At 38.5% G+C, this 17,272-nt stretch carries 17 protein-coding genes; 1 reads left to right on the plus strand and 16 read right to left on the minus strand.

Annotated elements, in window-relative coordinates:
- Window positions 1–31: 31 nt before the first annotated feature.
- The 10 genes from comGB to EAF07_RS06155 all read right to left on the minus strand — a co-directional run bounded on the left by comGB (window position 32) and on the right by EAF07_RS06155 (window position 12,699).
- Window positions 32–1,117, minus strand: coding sequence for a competence type IV pilus assembly protein ComGB (comGB, locus tag EAF07_RS06110; protein WP_281272442.1), 1,086 nt, complete (start codon window positions 1,115–1,117; stop codon window positions 32–34).
- On the minus strand, window positions 999–1,940 hold the full coding sequence (comGA, locus tag EAF07_RS06115) for a competence type IV pilus ATPase ComGA (RefSeq protein WP_121835694.1): 942 nt from the start codon (window positions 1,938–1,940) through the stop codon (window positions 999–1,001). The genes comGB and comGA overlap by 119 nt, the downstream gene beginning before the upstream one ends.
- A 70-nt stretch (window positions 1,941–2,010) precedes the next feature.
- Window positions 2,011–4,377 carry a phosphoketolase family protein gene (locus EAF07_RS06120; protein ID WP_121835696.1) on the minus strand — a complete coding sequence of 789 codons (2,367 nt, stop codon included), beginning with the start codon at window positions 4,375–4,377 and terminating at the stop codon, window positions 2,011–2,013.
- A 115-nt stretch (window positions 4,378–4,492) separates the two neighbouring features.
- Complete coding sequence (araA, locus tag EAF07_RS06125) at window positions 4,493–5,917, minus strand: L-arabinose isomerase (protein WP_220702230.1); 1,425 nt, start codon at window positions 5,915–5,917, stop codon at window positions 4,493–4,495.
- A gap of 30 nt (window positions 5,918–5,947) precedes the next feature.
- A complete protein-coding gene (locus tag EAF07_RS06130) occupies window positions 5,948–6,643 on the minus strand; it encodes an L-ribulose-5-phosphate 4-epimerase (RefSeq protein WP_027973185.1) in 696 nt (231 codons plus the stop codon).
- A gap of 8 nt (window positions 6,644–6,651) precedes the next feature.
- A complete protein-coding gene (locus EAF07_RS06135) occupies window positions 6,652–8,238 on the minus strand; it encodes a xylulokinase (RefSeq protein WP_121835700.1) in 1,587 nt (528 codons plus the stop codon).
- Between the two features lie 385 nt (window positions 8,239–8,623).
- Window positions 8,624–8,890 (minus strand): ABC transporter permease subunit, encoded by a 267-nt coding sequence (locus tag EAF07_RS10780; protein WP_245962703.1) that lies wholly within the window; start codon window positions 8,888–8,890, stop codon window positions 8,624–8,626.
- Window positions 8,875–9,831, minus strand: a complete 957-nt coding sequence (locus EAF07_RS06145; RefSeq protein ID WP_245962704.1) for an ABC transporter permease subunit — start codon at window positions 9,829–9,831, stop codon at window positions 8,875–8,877. The genes EAF07_RS10780 and EAF07_RS06145 overlap by 16 nt, the downstream gene beginning before the upstream one ends.
- A complete protein-coding gene (locus EAF07_RS06150) occupies window positions 9,832–11,385 on the minus strand; it encodes a sugar ABC transporter ATP-binding protein (RefSeq protein ID WP_121835704.1) in 1,554 nt (517 codons plus the stop codon). It abuts the gene before it with no gap.
- A gap of 102 nt (window positions 11,386–11,487) precedes the next feature.
- Window positions 11,488–12,699 carry a substrate-binding domain-containing protein gene (locus EAF07_RS06155; protein WP_121835706.1) on the minus strand — a complete coding sequence of 404 codons (1,212 nt, stop codon included), beginning with the start codon at window positions 12,697–12,699 and terminating at the stop codon, window positions 11,488–11,490.
- 248 nt (window positions 12,700–12,947) lie between these two features.
- Between EAF07_RS06155 and EAF07_RS06160 the strand changes: the two genes are divergently transcribed.
- A complete protein-coding gene (locus tag EAF07_RS06160; protein ID WP_121835708.1) occupies window positions 12,948–14,018 on the plus strand; it encodes a GntR family transcriptional regulator in 1,071 nt (356 codons plus the stop codon).
- Window positions 14,019–14,419: 401 nt separating this feature from the next.
- Here EAF07_RS06160 and trxA read toward each other — a convergent pair whose 3' ends face one another.
- The 6 genes from trxA to EAF07_RS06190 all read right to left on the minus strand — a co-directional run bounded on the left by trxA (window position 14,420) and on the right by EAF07_RS06190 (window position 17,055).
- On the minus strand, window positions 14,420–14,737 hold the full coding sequence (gene trxA, locus EAF07_RS06165; RefSeq protein ID WP_121835710.1) for a thioredoxin: 318 nt from the start codon (window positions 14,735–14,737) through the stop codon (window positions 14,420–14,422).
- A gap of 223 nt (window positions 14,738–14,960) precedes the next feature.
- A complete protein-coding gene (locus EAF07_RS06170; RefSeq protein ID WP_121835712.1) occupies window positions 14,961–15,329 on the minus strand; it encodes a VOC family protein in 369 nt (122 codons plus the stop codon).
- Window positions 15,330–15,339: 10 nt separating this feature from the next.
- Entirely contained in the window at window positions 15,340–15,780 is a 441-nt protein-coding gene (locus tag EAF07_RS06175) for a VOC family protein (RefSeq protein WP_121835714.1), read from the minus strand.
- A gap of 138 nt (window positions 15,781–15,918) precedes the next feature.
- Window positions 15,919–16,416, minus strand: a complete 498-nt coding sequence (locus EAF07_RS06180) for a phosphatase PAP2 family protein (protein WP_121835716.1) — start codon at window positions 16,414–16,416, stop codon at window positions 15,919–15,921.
- A gap of 47 nt (window positions 16,417–16,463) precedes the next feature.
- Window positions 16,464–16,688, minus strand: a complete 225-nt coding sequence (locus EAF07_RS06185; RefSeq protein WP_121835718.1) for a DUF4649 family protein — start codon at window positions 16,686–16,688, stop codon at window positions 16,464–16,466.
- Window positions 16,689–16,701: 13 nt separating this feature from the next.
- Window positions 16,702–17,055, minus strand: a complete 354-nt coding sequence (locus EAF07_RS06190) for a DUF2200 domain-containing protein (RefSeq protein WP_121835720.1) — start codon at window positions 17,053–17,055, stop codon at window positions 16,702–16,704.
- Window positions 17,056–17,272: the final 217 nt, after the last annotated feature.

The raw sequence follows: 17,272 nt of genomic DNA on the forward strand, positions 1-17,272 counted from the left end.
GTGCGTTTCAATTTTTGAAATACGTTTTTCATTAAAAATATCCTCCCATATTTTGATACATTGGTAATAGCATAGCTGCATAAATCATGACGATCATCAGCGCCACAAAAATAAAGATAAGCGGTTGAATGATTTGTGTGCTTTTATTTAGTTTGCTGAAAAATCTCGCCCAAGTTTCCTCGGCAAAGATGTCCAATTCACTTCCTAGTTTTGACTTGACCTCGCCGTATTCGATGATGAGAGACAGCTCTCTCAAGAAGAAGGGATAATCCAAAACTTTACTGTGAAAGTCCCGTCCTGATAAGAGGGCATCTTCCATATCCTTTCCAATTTCTTGAAATAGCAGAGACTTCTGTTCTTGCATGAGTTGGGTAATCTGTGCCAACTCCACACCTTGTCCTATAAGATTTCCCCATTCCCTGGCATAGTAGGCAGTCAAGTAGAGCTGCACCGCTTTTCCCAAAAAAGGAAGCCGTGATAACTGTGTCCAAACCTTGAGGTGACTTTGTCTTTTGGCTATGAAAAGAGTCACGAAAACAATAATCAACACCGCCAAAAATGTTCCTAGAAAAATGACAGGGAAATTACTAATAAGAGTCGTTGCCCAGTTGCCATTTTCCAGTTGAGGTAGAAGGTAGTTTTTCAAACCTAACATAATCAAAACGAGAAAACTAAGTAAAATCACTGGATAGGTAGCCACTTCTATCAATTTTTTCTTAACCTGAGTGAGATTAGCGAGGTAGCTGTCAATTTTTTGCAAACTGGCTAGGGTGTTACCGTGGATGTCTGCCAAGGAAAGTTGGGTCACTACCTCATCTGAGAAACCCAGTTCTGCCAACATATCCGCCATACCGCAGCCATTTAGTAAACTTTGCCTCATCTGCTGAGTTTGTTTGGTCGGTAGTAACTGACTTCGGTCCAAAAAACTAACCATTTCTGTCAGATTAAAGCCTGCACTCATCAGATTGGCAAAGAGCTGAATGACCTTACGCTGATCTTTAAGACGTAATTTTTTCGATTTTTCCTTCTTCAAAAGTGAGATGTCCATCTGCAACAAGCTGATCAATCTGTGCATTCCACTGGTCCGGCTGGTGGTTTTGGAAATGGTCTTGGGCATAATCAATAATTCCTCCTTTCCCGATAAGACGCTGATAAGCAATCCCTCGTAAACTATTGTGAAGTTCTTCTGGAGATACCCCTAATTCTAATAATCTAGCATAGACTCCTGGGATACTTTTAGCGTGAATGGTTGAAAAGACAACAGTTCCTGTTAGACTGGCTCTAATCACCGCACGCGCCGTCTCACTGTCACGAATTTCACCAATAATCAGAACATCTGGTCTATGGCGGAGCGACAGCTTTATCAAAGCATCATAAGTCATGCCAATACTGTCATTGAGTTGTAACTGAAGCATGGACGGGTCTTTTATCTCTACAGGATCTTCGATGGAAATGACTTGCTGACCTGCAAAGCGCTCAGCGACCAATTGATGCATCAAGGTTGTTTTGCCACTCCCAACTGGCCCCGAAAAAAGATAGAGCCCTCGACCAGATAATTTTTCCTTAAGCTTATTAAGCCCATCAAACCAGTATTTGAGCTCAATCCGCCCGCTGAAAAGAATCCGAATCACTAGACTTTCCTGGCCACGATAATCCCTAACGCTAGATAAGCGCAAGCTCACTTTTTCCTCATTATCCAGTTCGTAGTCACAAGACCCTAGCTGACTACGGCGTTTTTCACCAACATTCATACCAGATACAAACTTAAAGTGACTGATAAGACTAGCCATCTCCTCCTTGGCATACTCACCCATGAAACGGCGCTCATCTCCAATTCTCATAAAAAGTTCATAGTTGATTTCCCTCGGCAGCAGATAAATGTCTTGGACATCTAAGTCCACTGCTTTCTGAATAATTTCCTTTGCAAGTTCTTGTACCATAACGCCTCCTTACCTAACTATTCGTAAGGACACCAAAAAATCTTGCCACAAGGACAAGATTTTTTCTGTTTTAATTGATATTCTCCCACTTCCAATCACGGACTTCTGGGATGTCATCTCCGTTTTCACGGATGTAAGCTGTATGGTAAGCAACTTTGTCGTCCATTTCTTGGGCAAAGGCTGACGCTTTGTCTCCTAGTGCAGCTTGAGCCGCATCTTTGGCAATGTGGAAGCGGTCCATCTCTGACATCACTCGCATGTCAAATGGGGTTGTGATATCGCCATTTTCACGGTAACCATGGATATAAACGTTATGGTTAGCTCGGTCAAAGAAGAGGTCACGAATCATGCCTTCATAACCGTGGAATCCAAAGATAACTGGTTTATCCGTTGTGAAGAGTTTGTTAAAGACTTCATCTGACAAACCTCGTGGATCCACTTTTGGTGAACGGAGCTTGAGAATATCCACCACATTGATAAAGCGAATCTTAAGTTTTGGGAAAGCTTTATGTAGGATAGAAATACCTGCCAAAACTTCCAAGTTTGGTTCGGTACCTGCTGCCGCAAAGACAACATCTGGCTCTTCATCTGGTGAGACATTTGATGCCCAGTCAATGACTTTATAACCTTCACGAACCAATTCTTCTGCTTCTGCGATTGAGTAGAACTGTGGTCGTGGATGCTTAGAAGTGACAATCACATTAACCTTATCTTCGTCTGCGAGAGCTTTTTCCATAACCGCAAAAAGTGAGTTACTGTCTGCTGGCAAGTATTCACGGATGTACTCTGGTGTTTTCTCTGCCAAGTGTGTCAGAAGACCTGGATCTTGGTGAGTGTAACCATTATGGTCTTGTTGGAAAACGGTTGAAGTCGCAATCAAGTTAAGGGCTGGGTAATTTTTACGCCAGTCCGTATGTGTCTTAGACTTACGTAACCATTTAAAATGTTGCGTAATCATTGAATCAACGACACGGAGGAAGGATTCATACGATGCAAAGAAGCCATGGCGTCCTGTCAAGACATAGCCTTCTAGGAAACCTTCAGCTTGGTGTTCTGAAAGTTGTGAATCAATAACGCGTCCTACTGGAGAAATCCACTCATCGTAAGACTCATCACGACGACCAAGCCATTGACGATTCGTCACTTTAAAGACATTATTGAGACGATTTGACTTGGTTTCATCTGGACCAAAGACACGGAAGTTATCTGGGTTAGCCTCTACCAGGTCAGCCACATAATTCCCAAATTCAATCATGTCTTGTTTCATAAGGGCACCTGGAGTTGAGGTATCAATAGCATGTTTACGCCAGTCTGCTAAGTCAAGTTTTTTCACGACACCTGCATTGGTGATTGGGTTCATGGACATCCGACGATCACCTTTTGGTGAAATGGCACGAATCTCTTCTTTCACATAGCCTTTTTCATCAAATAATTCTTCTGGGCGATAAGAATGAAGCCAATCCGTTAAATGATCAATGTGCTCCATGTGACCTGCTTCGACTGGAATTGGTACTTGATGGGCACGGAAGCCGCCTTCAATTGGTTCACCATTCCATTCTTTTGGTCCTGTCCATCCATTTGGAATACGAACAATCAATACTGGCCAAGCTGGTTGGCTAGCTTCTTCTGCTGGATGCTTGCGAGCTTCTGTTTGAATGGCTTTGATTTCTTCAATCACCTTGTCAAGGGTTTCTGCCATTTGAACATGAACAAGATCTGGATTTGTTCCTTCGACAAAGTAAGGTTTCCAGCCAAAACCATTGAAAAGGTGCGTGAGTTCCTCATCCGTCTTACGAGCCATAATGGTTGGATTGTGGATTTTACCACCATTGAGGTAAAGAATTGGAAGAACAGCACCATCATTTACTGGATTGATAAAGGTATTTGAGAACCAGCCAGCCGTTAAAGGTCCTGTTTCAGCTTCCCCATCACCAATAACTGTTGCCGCAATGACATCAGGGTTATCTAAGATTGCACCTGTGGCATGCGAGAGGGCATAACCCAACTCACCACCTTCGTGGATTGAGCCTGGTGTTTCAGGGGCAGCGTGCGAAGCGATTCCTCCTGGGAAAGAGAAGATTTTACAAAGTTGTTTCAAACCTTCTTCATCTTGAGTAATCTGTGGGTAACGCTCGGTGTAAGAACCATCAATGTATGAGTTTGACACCATAACTTGCCCACCATGTCCTGGACCTTCGATATAGAACATGTCAAGGTCATATTTATTGATGACACGGTTAAGATGGGCATAGATGAAATTTTGTCCTGAGATTGTGCCCCAGTGTCCAATTGGGTGTACCTTAACATCCTCTGCTGTGACTTCACGGCGAAGTAAAGGGTTATCTTTCAAGTACATTTGAGCAACTGAGATGTAGTTGGCTGCACGCCACCAGGCATCTACTTTTGAGAGGTAGTCTGTTGAATTAAAATCTGTCATGATGATTTTCCTTTTTGTCTTAATTTTGTGAGTTTTATCACGTTGAATGTTAAAGAGAATGGCTGATTTTGCTCAGCCAGTTCTCCAATTGTCTATAAATAAACTAATATAATCACTACTTAATCAACACATATTCTAGGCCAACTAATTTAGCCCAAGCAATGATTTGATCTGATGTCAAATTAAGTGAAACAACGGTATGGTGGCCTCCACCAGCTTCAATCCATGCTTTGACACCATCTTGGAAGTTTGGCATCACTTCCCATAGGACGCGTGCTACTGGTAAGTTTGGAGCAGGTTCAGTTGGTTCAAAAGCTTTTACTTCATTAATCAATAATTTATAATGCGTTCCAAAATCTGCCATTGACACAACAACACCGTCACCAGCTTTACCATCGAAAACGAGACGTGCTGGGTCTGCTTTACCACCAATTCCTAGTGGAGATACGACAATTTTAGGTTTATTAACAGCTAAGGATGGATCAACTTCAAGCATGTGTGATTGAAGCGCAGCCTCTTTACCAAGAGCTAATTCATAAGTGTAATCTTCCATAAATCCTGTATTTTGATTATGAGACATAACTTTCATGAAACGATCAAGAGCAGCTGTTTTCCAGTCTCCTTCACCAGCAAAGCCGTATCCTTGCGCCATCAAACGTTGAGTCGCTAAACCAGGTAATTGTTCCATACCGTGTAAATCTTCAAAGTTATCAGAGAATGCCGTGTAACCTCCGGCATCCAAGAAGCGTTTTAGAGCAATTTCATAGCGAGCTTGAACTTTCACATGATATTCCCAAGTGTCAACATCATAGTTACCATAATCGAAGTCATAAAGTTCCTTGTACTCAGCAAAGAGGGCATCTACTTCTTCATCAGTCACTTGATTAATCACTTCAACTAAATCACCAATGCCAAAGTAATCTACAGTCCAACCAAACTGGATTTGTGCCTCTACCTTATCCCCTTCAGTCACACCGACATTACGCATGTTATCTCCAAAGCGGGCAACTTTAATTTCAAAGCCAGCATTATAAGCTACTGCGACATCCATCCATTGACCAATTTGTTTTTGGATAGATTCATTTTTCCAGTAGCCGACAACAACCTTGTTATTTTTCTTAAGACGAGCATTGATGAAGCCGTATTCACGGTCCCCATGAGCTGCTTGATTCAAATTCATAAAGTCCATATCAATGGTTCCCCATGGAATAGATTCATTATATTGCGTTGCTAAGTGCAAGAGTGGTTTTTGGAGCAATTTTGTCCCACGAATCCACATTTTTGCAGGTGAGAAAGTGTGCATCCAAGTTACAACACCAGCCACTTCATCACGATAATTAATTTCTTTCATCAATTTTGTGATAGTATCAGCTGATACAGCTAATTCTTCTTGGAAAACAAGTGGATATGGCAAATGACCGCTAGCATTTAACGTTGCAACCATTTCACGCGCATGCTTTTTAACTTCTTCAAGAGCCTCTTCACCATACAAATGTTGTGACCCTACAACAAACCAAAATTCTTTTTTTGCTTCTAGCATAATAAACTCCTTTTCTCTTTTTAGATAATATTATTTTTGACCATAGTAAGCATTTTTCCCATGCTTTCTGAGATAGTGTTTATCTAACACATATTGTGGTAACTCAGGTGCAAATGGGTTCAAAAAGCGAGTGATGGCATTCATGCGACAAACTTCTTCTAAAACAACAGCATGCATGACCGCATCATCAGCATCTTTCCCCCAAGTAAACGGACCGTGTCCTTGCAATAAAATTCCTGGTACAGCCACTGGATCTAAGCCACGTTTAGTAAATGTTTCAACAATGACATTACCTGTCTCATGCTCATAACCAGCATCTAATTCTTCCTTACTTAGGAAACGTGCACAAGGTACTGTCCCATAGAAAGTATCAGCGTGAGTTGTTCCCATCGCTGGAACATCCAATCCCGACTGTGCCCAACTAGCTGCCCAAGGCGAGTGGGTATGTACAATACCACCAATCTCAGGATATGTTTTATAAAGCACAGCATGAGTTGGCATATCAGATGATGGGCGCAAGTTTCCTTCTACAACGTTACCATCAAAGTCACAAACAACCATATCATCTGCTGTCATGACATCATAATCAACTCCAGATGGTTTAATCACAAAGAGACCCGATTCACGATCAACTTGGCTGACATTTCCCCAAGTGTATTTGATAAGATCTCGTTTAGGTAGTTCTAAGTTTGCTTGAAATACCTTTTCTTTTAATTCTTCTAGCATATAGCCTCCTATATTTTTTCAACTGCTAATTTTTCCACTGGCAAGCCATTTTTATAAGTCTCAAGATACGCTTTAAATCCTTCAACATCAGTTACTTCTGGTTGAACCGTTTGAACCGCAGCATTGGCAAATACGACGCCATCAAGATAATCTTCTAATGACGTTTCAGCCGCAGTTAGGTAATCTGCTAAAAGTGCAATTCCCCAAGCACCACCCTCTCCTGCTGTCTCCATCACAGAAACTGGACTTGACATTGCTCCTGCCAACAATTGTTGGGCAACCTGAGGGGTTTTGAAAATACCACCGTGACCTAACAGTTTATCAATTGCAACTGCCTCTTTGTCCACTAGAATCTCCATGCCAATCGCTAATGTTGTGAAAGCAGACAGGATATGGCTTCTCATAAGATTAGGCACTGTAAAACGACTTTCTGGAGTTCTCATAAGAAGCGGACGTCCTTCAGTCAATCCAGTAATACTTTCACCTGAATAATAACCATAACTTAATAGACCACCACAATCTTTTTCACCTGTTAAGGCTGCATTAAAGAGTAGTGGATACAATTCAGCATCTGAGATTTCTTGTCCTGATAGGGCTGAAAACTCTTTAAATAATTTAACCCAAGCATTGATATCTGAACTACAGTTATTCGCATGTACCATCGCTACGGCGTCACCAACTGGTGTCGTTACAATATCAATTTCTGAATAACGATTTTCTAGTTCTTTTTCAAGAACAATCATAGCAAAAATAGACGTTCCAGCAGACACATTTCCTGTACGCTGTCTGACACTATTTGTCGCTACCATTCCTGTCCCAGCATCACCTTCTGGGGGACACAACTGACTTCCTGCTTGGAGTTGACCTGTTGGGTCCAACAGTTTAGCACCTTGTTCAGTCAATGTTCCAGCTACGGTACCAGCGGATAACACTTTCGGTAAAATAGCTTTCAGGTCCCAAGGAAGTTGATATTGTTGCGTTAACTCAGCAAATTGGTTAAGAAAAACACTATTATAATCACCAGTGGTTGAATCAATAGGAAACATTCCAGAAGCATCTCCGACTCCCAAAACTTTTTCACCTGTTAATTGCCAATGGATGTAACCTGCTAAAGTAGTGACATATGCTATTTTAGAAACATGTTCCTCTTGATTTAAAATAGCTTGATATAGGTGAGCGATACTCCAACGCTCAGGAATGTTAAAGTCAAACAATTGACTGAGTTCGTGTGCTGCTTGACCAGTAATCGTATTTCGCCAAGTTCTAAACGGCACCAATAACTTATCTTCTTTATCGAACGCTAGATAACCGTGCATCATGGCACTAAAGCCAATTTGCCCAATCTTTGTTAAATCAACCTGATACGTCATTTTGACATCTTGAACAAGTTCACGGTAAGCAGATTGCAAACCTTGCCAAATACTGTCCAAAGAATAAGTCCAAATCCCATCGACTAGTTGATTTTCCCAATCATGACTACCAGAGGCAATCGGTTGTTTCTGACTATCAATCAAAACAGCTTTGATACGAGTTGAACCAAACTCAACTCCTAACGAGGTCCGACCGTTCGTCAAATCGTCAATGATATGTCTCATAGAATCCTCCTTTTGATTATCTCTTGTATTCATATATTCTTATAATCTTACATTTTTAATAAATGTATAAAATGAGCACCCTCTTCAGGAAGCTCATTTTTTATACTTTTTTGAAAATATATTTCGTATTTAAGTCACTTAAGATTTACTATTCTCTCTACTCTTTTTATATTCTCCAAATGAAGAATATGCAGTATAGAAAATAACTATTATTAAGGAACTGTAAAAAATGAGATTTAATACTGTTAATAAATTTTTACCCATCTGAATCGTTTCACACACTGTTTGAATTAGCCAAAATGAACAAACCATTGACGTCAGACCGTACAGACGAAATTTCGATTTAGCATCCAATTCATTTTTCATAATTGCTCCATTATAATTATTAACGTTTACGACGTTTTGAATAGATATCGATAGCCACAGCAAGAAGTAATACTAAACCTTTAATAGTTTGAATCAAGGCCGAGTCAACACCCATGATTGACAAGCCCTGATTAATCACACCAATCACTGCTGCACCGATAACAACACCTGGAACTGTACCAATACCACCGGTAACCGCTGTTCCTCCCACGAAACATGAGGCAATAGCATCCATCTCAAAAGAATTACCTGTCGCAGCTGATGCAGAACTTAGACGCGATAACATTGTGCTACAGATGATAAAAATCCCATATGAACATATAGTAAAAAGTCAACACGTTTTGTATTAATACCAGAAAGCATAGCTGCACGGCGGTTACCACCTACAGCATATACGTGACGACCAAAGACCGTTTTAGTCAAAATAAAATTATAAACAGCAACAAGAACACCAACAATTACAAGCATAATTGGAATACCGCCTTGCGTAGCATTACCAGATGTAGCAAATGGATAGGTTAGTGCCGCAATTACAACTGTAGTCGCACCAATTTTAGCATATGTAGTTGAAAGTGGTTCAACATCAAGTCCCACCATGAAAGCTTTTTTACGATTTCTAAATTGACCATAAGCAAATGCCAAAATTAATAATACTCCAACAACAACTGTCAAACCATCAAATGGTCCCCAAAATCCCAAAACATTTGGGAGATAGCTCGCAGCAATAGCGTTAAATGAAGAATCATTTACAGGAATTGAAGCATTAATCATTGTAGTTGCAAGACCACGAAACACCAGCATACCAGCAAGTGTTGTAATAAACCCAGGAATCCCCACATAGGCAACCCAAAATCCTTGCCAAACACCAATAATTAAACCAATGACAATGCCTACTAAAATCGCCATCAACCAATTAATATGCATATCTTGCATCAATAAGGCGATACAACCACCAATGAAACCGACTAGAGAACCTACGGATAAGTCAATATGAGTTGCAATAATAACCATTACCATACCAATAGCCAAAATAACAACATATGCATTTTGTTGAACCAACTGGACTACTGTATTTGGTTGAAGTAAAAGACCTCCTGTTAGAACTTGGAAAACTGCAATGATGACAATCAAAGCTCCAACAATACCATACTGACGGCTATTTGCTAAAAGTGATGCAAACAAGCCTTTATCTACTTTTTGTTCACCTGTATTTGTTTGTGCACTCATCTATAGTGTCTCCTTTACTTTTTCTTTTGTCATACCTTTCATCAAATACTCCTGAGAGAACTTTGCTTTAGGGACATCTTCTGTGATTACCCCTTGGCTAACTGTATAAATTCTATCGCAAATACCAATCAGCTCTGGTAACTCAGATGAAATGACAACTATCGCCTTACCTTCATCTGCTAGCTGATTAATAATTTCATATATTTCATACTTAGCACCCACATCAATGCCTCTAGTAGGCTCATCTAAGATTAAAATATCTGGATTTGAAATAACCCACTTAGCTAGTACTACTTTTTGCTGATTACCACCGGAAAGATTTGAAACACGTTCCTCAATTGAAGGTGTTTTTATATGGAAATCTTTACGATATCGCTCTGCTACAACACGTTCAATATTGTCATCCATAACACCGTTTTTGGAGTGTTCTTTAAGAGATGCCAATGAGGCATTTTCACGGATGCTCTGCAATAAATTTAAGCCGTAACCTTTCCGATCTTCCGTTGCATACGCAATACCTGCATTGATAGCCTTCTGTACTGTTGATGTATCTGTTTCTTTACCTTTAATAAAGACTTTACCAGATATATCTGACCCATAAGACCTACCAAAAATACTCATCGCCAGTTCCGTACGCCCTGCTCCCATTAAACCTGCAATACCAACAATTTCTCCAGAACGAACTGAAATATTAGCATTATCTACAACCACACGTTGTTGATCTAAAGGATGATGTACCGTCCAATTCTCAATTTTAAAAATTTCCTCACTAGGATGAGAATCATGCTCTGGATAAAGATTTGTCAACTCGCGTCCAACCATGGCAGCAATCAACTTATCTTTATTCAATGGACTTCCCTCATTATTTGGCATATAGCCAACAGTTGATCCATCTCGAATAATAGTAACATTATCTGTAATTTCCTCGATTTCATTCAATTTATGAGAAATAATAACTGATGTTACTCCTTGATTATCACGTAAATCACGTAAAATATTTAATAAATGTGCTGAATCTTCATCATTAAGAGCTGCAGTAGGCTCATCTAAAACTAGAAGTTTAACATTTTTAGATAGGGCTTTAGCAATCTCTACAAGTTGTTGCTTACCAACACCAATATCCATTATCTTAGTTTCTGGACTCTCCATCAATCCAACACGCCCCATTACTTTGATAGCATCTGAACGTGTCCGCATCCAATCTATAACACCATTTTTCTGTTTTTCATTTCCCATGAAAATATTTTCAGCAATAGATAGGAATGGAATCAAAGCAAGTTCTTGCTGAATAACAACGATACCTAATTCTTCAGAATCAGAAATGTTTTTAAAATTACATTCTTTACCATCATATAAAATCTTCCCTGAATAACTTCCATACGGATATACTCCGGAAAGAACATTCATCAATGTAGACTTCCCAGCCCCGTTTTCTCCACAGATACCATGGATTTCAGCTCTCTTAATATTTAAATTAACATTTGTCAAAGCTTTCACAGGACCGAATGTCTTGGTGATGTTTTGCATCTGCAATATCATGTCTGAATCGTGCATATTATCTCCCTTATCCAAAACATTTTCTTATTGTTATTAGGTTACAAGATGTAATGGTTTGTAAACAACAGCTATTCACAAACCATACCATCACTATGCCATCTATTCAATAATTGGTGCCTTTATATCTTTTTGATATTGGTCTTCCGTAATAAAGCCTGTTTCAACAACATAATCCAATCCTTTTTGATCACCTGTTGGATTTTTAACAAGTTCATCTGACTGCATGAGCCATGTAGGAACATCTTTATTTCCATTATTCATAGGCTCATTATCTGATTTCAGAGTCTCTCCTTTAGAAATACTTTCAATCAAATCAGTTGTTTGTTTAGACAATTTAGAAATATCTTTAAATACCGTTTGTTCCTGTGCACCAAAATGGATATTCGTAATCGCTATATCCATACCATCTTGACCTGTAATAATTGGCCAAGCAGACTTATTAGTAGGATTTTTTGAATCAAATGGAATAGTTGGAGTCATGTCAGGTCGTGCATTTTTAATAGATTTCATAACACCTAAAGAAATAGCATCATATGGAGACAACACAGCAGCCAACGGTTTATCTCCTAATTTTGTCATAATAGCATCCATTTGTTTTTGCGCCTGTGACTGATCCCATGCATGAACTGAGATTTTCTTCCAGTCTTCATTTTTAAAATCTTTTGTTACAATCCCTGAAGGATCAACAAGTTGACCAGATTCAAAGTAAGGTTTTAAAAGATCCCATGCTCCTTTAAAGAAATAAGGAGCGTTATTATCATCATCAGAACCCGCAAATAGAGCAATATTATATGGCGTATCTTTACCACCTCCATTTTCAAGATCCAAACGTTTAATAATCGTTTGTGCTTCAAGAATACCAGTACGCTCAAGATCAAACGTCACATAATAGTCCACTGCGTCAGTATTCATAATTAATCTATCGTAAGCAATCACCGTTGCACCACCATCTTTTGCTTGCTTAACAGCTGGACCAACTGCTGTCCCATCAACCGAAGCAACGACCACAGCTTTAGCTCCTGCAGAAACCAAATTATTGATATCTGTTGACTGCTGAGATGGTGAGTTATTAGCATAAGCTAGTTTTGTTTTAAATCCAGCATCTTCAAGTTCCCTAACAAGATTAGCTCCGTCAACATTCCAACGCTGATCGGCTTTTGTCGGCATTGAAATACCAATCAAATCCCCTTTTTGAAGATTAGTTGCCGCACTGTCTCCTCCTCGACTTGTAGTCGCACATGCTGCTAAACTTGATAACATCGCAAGGCTTGTTAGTGCTAACGTTGCTTTTTTTAGGAATTTGCTATTCATTTTAAATTCTCCTTTAATTATGAGCTATTAATTAGATTAAGATATTTATCATTATAAATAGTATCTAAAATACGTTTCCTCAAAAGTTACTTTAAGAAATATTTCTTGTTTAGTATGCGCTTACATTTCAATTATAAACTCTCGCTGATATTTGTTAATACTTTTTTTGCGAAAAACAAAAATTTGTATGTACAAATTTTCCAGAAATAAATATGTTATAATATACCCAAAAAGGAGTGATTGTAAGTATGAAACCCAAGTATCAAATGATTGCTGATGATATCCGCGACAAAATTATACAAAAACAATTCCTAGAAGATTCACCCATACCAACAGAAATTGAATTTCAAAAAATTTATAATGTTAGTCGCCCAACGATTAGACAGGCATTAGCACTTTTAGTTAATGAGGACTATCTATTTAAAAAAAGGGGAGCAGGTACATTTATTAATAACAGACGTTTTTTTAAAAACAGTACAAAGACAATTGGTGTCATTACAACTTATATTTCTGAGTATATTTTTCCCTCAATTATCCGTGGAATCGAAGAGGAGTTAGCCTCTCTTGGATACTCCCTCATTTTGTCTAGTACTAACAATGATTTTAATCAAGAAAAAAAATGCATTGAAAAAATGATTGCATCTAATGTAGACGGTCTAATTATAGAACCAACGAAAAGTAATCTATTCAATCCCAATCTATCCTCCTATGTTACTTTACGTGAGCACAATATTCCTATTGTTATGATTAACTCCACTTACGAAGAACTCGATATTCCATATTACGGTATTGATGATATCGAAATGTGCTACTCCTCTACTTTAGAATTAATCAACAATGGTCACAAAAATCTTCTTTTAATCACTAAAATTGATGATTTACAAGGAAAATATCGTATGAAGGGATTCATCAAAGCCTGTGAAAAACATAACATCTCATTAACATCTAGTTCAATTATTACTTATACCACTGAAAATAGATATGATATCTCTGATATGGTTTTAAACAGTATTACAATTAATCCTAAAATATCTGGAATCATTTGTTACAACGACTTTGTAGCTAAAAAACTGATAACTTTTTTAACACAAAAAGGCTACTCTATACCTGACGATTACTCAGTAGTTGGACATGATAATTTTTATGACGACCAGCATGAAAAGATTAGTTTAACAACTTTTAATCATCCTAAAGAGAAGTTAGGAAAAGATGTTTCTAAAGCTATCATTGATGCAATTAAGACTGGAAAAATGCCCTCAAATAAACTTTACTCTCCTATTATCTCACGAGGTAACTCTGTCAAAAAAATATCAAGCTAATCATCCAGCTACTTTATTATCAAATAAACCTTATAATGAGTACAAAACAATATTATTTAAATATCTGTAAAAAGAGGAATTATCTTTTTCACACAGACCTTAGTCCGAATTCAATTACTCTCGTGATTTACGCACATCGGTTACGACTACCTTTTTGGACTTTAGAGTTTTGGGTCTCCTCATCCCCTATATACGCCTTGATATCACGTTTCTGTTCGTAGAGCCACGATTGCGCTATCCCTTCCTCTCCCCGCTATCTCACGATAGTCAGGCTTGGGAGTCGCTATTGGGTTCACCGGTAGCTAGTACCCTCAGAGGACTTTCACCTCAGATGTACAACATGCCCGTCGTACACAAAAACTCTTAGAATTCACAGATTCTAAGAGTTTTTCTTATCTAGGTTAAGCGCTCAATTCTTCTACGATTGCTAGAAGTTGTTGTTTAGTGTGGACACCTGCCACTTGTTTGACCACTTGTCCATCTTTTTTAAAGAGGAGAGTTGGGATTGACATGATGCCGAATTTTTGAGCTGTTGCTGGATTTTCATCCACATCAATTTTGACGATTTTAAGCTCATCTTCGCTCAATTCGTTTGATAATTGCTCCAAGATTGGTGCTTGCATCAAACATGGACCACACCAGGTTGCCCAAAAGTCAACCAAAACAAGACCTTCACTTGTTTCTGCCTCAAACGTTGCATCTGTAATATTTTTTGCCATTTTATTTGTTCCTTTCTTTCTCGGTTCATAGCAGAGCTACTCACCTAACATTGTGACTTTATCATAACTTAAAAAACTAAGAAAGACAAATTTCTGATACGGAAAATCGTTTTCTAGGAATCAAAGGTAAACCGTAAAATCATTTAGAAAAAGTAACACTACCACAGAGACTATTTAGTGATAAATAAGATTAAAAGAAGCGACAGGATTCAACGTCTATGTTTTACTCGCCTTTCACCGCAAAATAAATTCCACTTGGACTAGCAAAATTAAAGTTTGGAAAAGGTTCAGCATTGATTTGGCTACAGTTATCTGTCAGATTTGCAATTTTCGCTTGAAGCTCCTCGATATTGGCCGTCTCAAAGAGAAGGCTTGGGGTCAGTTCAGTTACCTCAGGCGAAACCTGACGGATAAACTCCTTAGCATAAACAGTAAAGAGTACACTACTATCACCAGCTGGTTTCATCTCAAAGGTTTCATATCCCATCATCTGGCTTTCAGAAATGATGCAAAAACCTGCTGCTGACCAAAATGCTTTTTCAACTGCCACATCATCCACATAAAGCTGAAGTCCTATATTTTTTGAAAACATATATCCCTCCTTAAAAGCTTACGGTTTCAGACACAAATTCTGGAATATCGGCATTAATTTGCCAGTTCATGCCAAATTTATCTGTCAAATTAGTGTAAGCTGGGTTCCAAGGCATTTCTTGAAGTTCTAAATCTATTTTTTGAGCATCTTTTGCCAATTTGTCATAAATCACCTTAGCCGATTCAGCTGAATCTAATTGCAGGCATGCAGTCATATTTGTCCCTTGAATGTAGTCATATTGCGGAGCATTGTCAGAAATTTGCATCCTAATGCCATTGATGTTCAAATTGGCATTTAATACCAAATTTTCATGCTCTTTTGGCGTATTAGGGATAGCCTGGCCAAAAGTTGTACATGACACAAGCTCCGCATTAAAAACATCCTTGTAAAATTCTACAGCCTCTAAGCCATTATTATTTGTGACCAAATAAAGTTCAATCGCTTTAATCATAAAAAAACCTCTTATCTTTAAAATAAGTCATTGTGATAACATAACAAAAAAACATTAACAACTAAAAAGACTTATACTTGCTCTACCAAAGCAAAGCGAGCTTCTCCCTCTTGAGAAACTCGTTTTGCATCTCCGTCATCATCTCGTTATAAGCCAAAATAAGAGACTTCCTAAAACAATTCCGATACCGTAGCCAACTAATACATCCTTAGGATAATGCACTCCTCCGATTACTCGACAACAGGCTAATAGTGCTGATAAAATCAGCAACAAGATGCCCAGCCATAGATTGACACTTAGCACACCCATACTGATGATAGTGGCCGAAAAAACGTGACGGCTGGGCATGGATTGACCCGAGCTATCTTTTTCAATTAGGGGTTCGATTGCCCACGTTTCATAAGGTCGAGGTTGATTAATCACTTTTCTGACCCAAGATAATAAAACAAATCCCATACCAGGTATTAAAATGTAAGAGTAGACAGCTCTGCCATTTTTCCAAAACACAAAAGCCAAAAGTAAAGGATAGACTGCATACATGACCTTTGTAATCGTATGATTGATGAAACGGAGTTTTTTAACGTAAGAATGAAAAGGACGGGAGATACGCTCATAAAAATCATCATAGTTTTCCATAAGGTTATTATAACGAAAAAGCTAGGTCTTGCCCAGCTTTTCCATTTTTATGAGTTATACTGGCTTAAGTCTTGCTTCATCATGTAGAAGAAGATGTCGCCATAAGTTCCTGAATAATCAAATTCATGCCCATTGTAGACTAATTTAACAACCTTGTAGTAATCAGCAACACCGATGAGACAAGCTTGTTGTGAACACTCAAATTCTGCATAGCTATCAAAAGTGATGGTTTGTTCTTGTTTGCTGGCATTTAGGTAGGTAATTTCTAGCATAGATTTCTCCTTCTTACTCATATTTATCTTTGATTTGCTCAAACGTCTTGCCTTTTGCCACCCAATCAACTAATTTATCTAGCCTACGAATTTCCTGCATCAGAGGATCTTCTAAGGTTTCGATTTGAACACCACAGATTTTACCTGTGATATTGATACGATTTGGATTATAGGCTGGTGCTTGACGGAAAAAATCACCGTAGGTTAAGTCTGATTTTAAAAGCGTAGCGATTGTTTCGGTCGAATAACCTGTCAACCAAGAAGTGACCTCATAGACGTCTCGGGCAGTTCTACCCTTTCGCTCTGCCTTTGCTACCAAGGCCTGATAAACGCTAGCAAATGTCATGCTATAAATACGATGTGTCATGGCCTTATTATAGCACTTATGCTATACTTGGGGTAACAATCTGCTTGAAAGGATTTTACTCTTGATTTCAACTCTTTTATCGTACCATAAGGAAAGTTCTAAAATGAAGTTAGCCACCTAAGGGTATCAAAAAACATCTCAGAGAGATATAATTGTAATCACCACAACAACAATTAGAAAGATTCTGAGATGCAAAACTATTATACACCAAAAAGTA

Source organism: Streptococcus hillyeri, assembly GCF_003686955.1.
In the GTDB taxonomy this organism is placed as follows: Bacteria; Bacillota; Bacilli; order Lactobacillales; family Streptococcaceae; genus Streptococcus; species Streptococcus hillyeri.

What these genes read in the sequence shown, in the direction of transcription:
- comGB (WP_281272442.1), bottom strand. Translation starts at nt 1,117, where the DNA reads ATGCCCAAGACCATTTCCAAAACCACCAGCCGGACCAGTGGAATGCAC.
- comGA (WP_121835694.1), bottom strand. Translation starts at nt 1,940, where the DNA reads ATGGTACAAGAACTTGCAAAGGAAATTATTCAGAAAGCAGTGGACTTA.
- EAF07_RS06120 (WP_121835696.1), bottom strand. Translation starts at nt 4,377, where the DNA reads ATGACAGATTTTAATTCAACAGACTACCTCTCAAAAGTAGATGCCTGG.
- araA (WP_220702230.1), bottom strand. Translation starts at nt 5,917, where the DNA reads ATGCTAGAAGCAAAAAAAGAATTTTGGTTTGTTGTAGGGTCACAACAT.
- EAF07_RS06130 (WP_027973185.1), bottom strand. Translation starts at nt 6,643, where the DNA reads ATGCTAGAAGAATTAAAAGAAAAGGTATTTCAAGCAAACTTAGAACTA.
- EAF07_RS06135 (WP_121835700.1), bottom strand. Translation starts at nt 8,238, where the DNA reads ATGAGACATATCATTGACGATTTGACGAACGGTCGGACCTCGTTAGGA.
- EAF07_RS10780 (WP_245962703.1), bottom strand. Translation starts at nt 8,890, where the DNA reads ATGTTATCGCGTCTAAGTTCTGCATCAGCTGCGACAGGTAATTCTTTT.
- EAF07_RS06145 (WP_245962704.1), bottom strand. Translation starts at nt 9,831, where the DNA reads ATGAGTGCACAAACAAATACAGGTGAACAAAAAGTAGATAAAGGCTTG.
- EAF07_RS06150 (WP_121835704.1), bottom strand. Translation starts at nt 11,385, where the DNA reads ATGCACGATTCAGACATGATATTGCAGATGCAAAACATCACCAAGACA.
- EAF07_RS06155 (WP_121835706.1), bottom strand. Translation starts at nt 12,699, where the DNA reads ATGAATAGCAAATTCCTAAAAAAAGCAACGTTAGCACTAACAAGCCTT.
- EAF07_RS06160 (WP_121835708.1), top strand. Translation starts at nt 12,948, where the DNA reads ATGAAACCCAAGTATCAAATGATTGCTGATGATATCCGCGACAAAATT.
- trxA (WP_121835710.1), bottom strand. Translation starts at nt 14,737, where the DNA reads ATGGCAAAAAATATTACAGATGCAACGTTTGAGGCAGAAACAAGTGAA.
- EAF07_RS06170 (WP_121835712.1), bottom strand. Translation starts at nt 15,329, where the DNA reads ATGTTTTCAAAAAATATAGGACTTCAGCTTTATGTGGATGATGTGGCA.
- EAF07_RS06175 (WP_121835714.1), bottom strand. Translation starts at nt 15,780, where the DNA reads ATGATTAAAGCGATTGAACTTTATTTGGTCACAAATAATAATGGCTTA.
- EAF07_RS06180 (WP_121835716.1), bottom strand. Translation starts at nt 16,416, where the DNA reads ATGGAAAACTATGATGATTTTTATGAGCGTATCTCCCGTCCTTTTCAT.
- EAF07_RS06185 (WP_121835718.1), bottom strand. Translation starts at nt 16,688, where the DNA reads ATGCTAGAAATTACCTACCTAAATGCCAGCAAACAAGAACAAACCATC.
- EAF07_RS06190 (WP_121835720.1), bottom strand. Translation starts at nt 17,055, where the DNA reads ATGACACATCGTATTTATAGCATGACATTTGCTAGCGTTTATCAGGCC.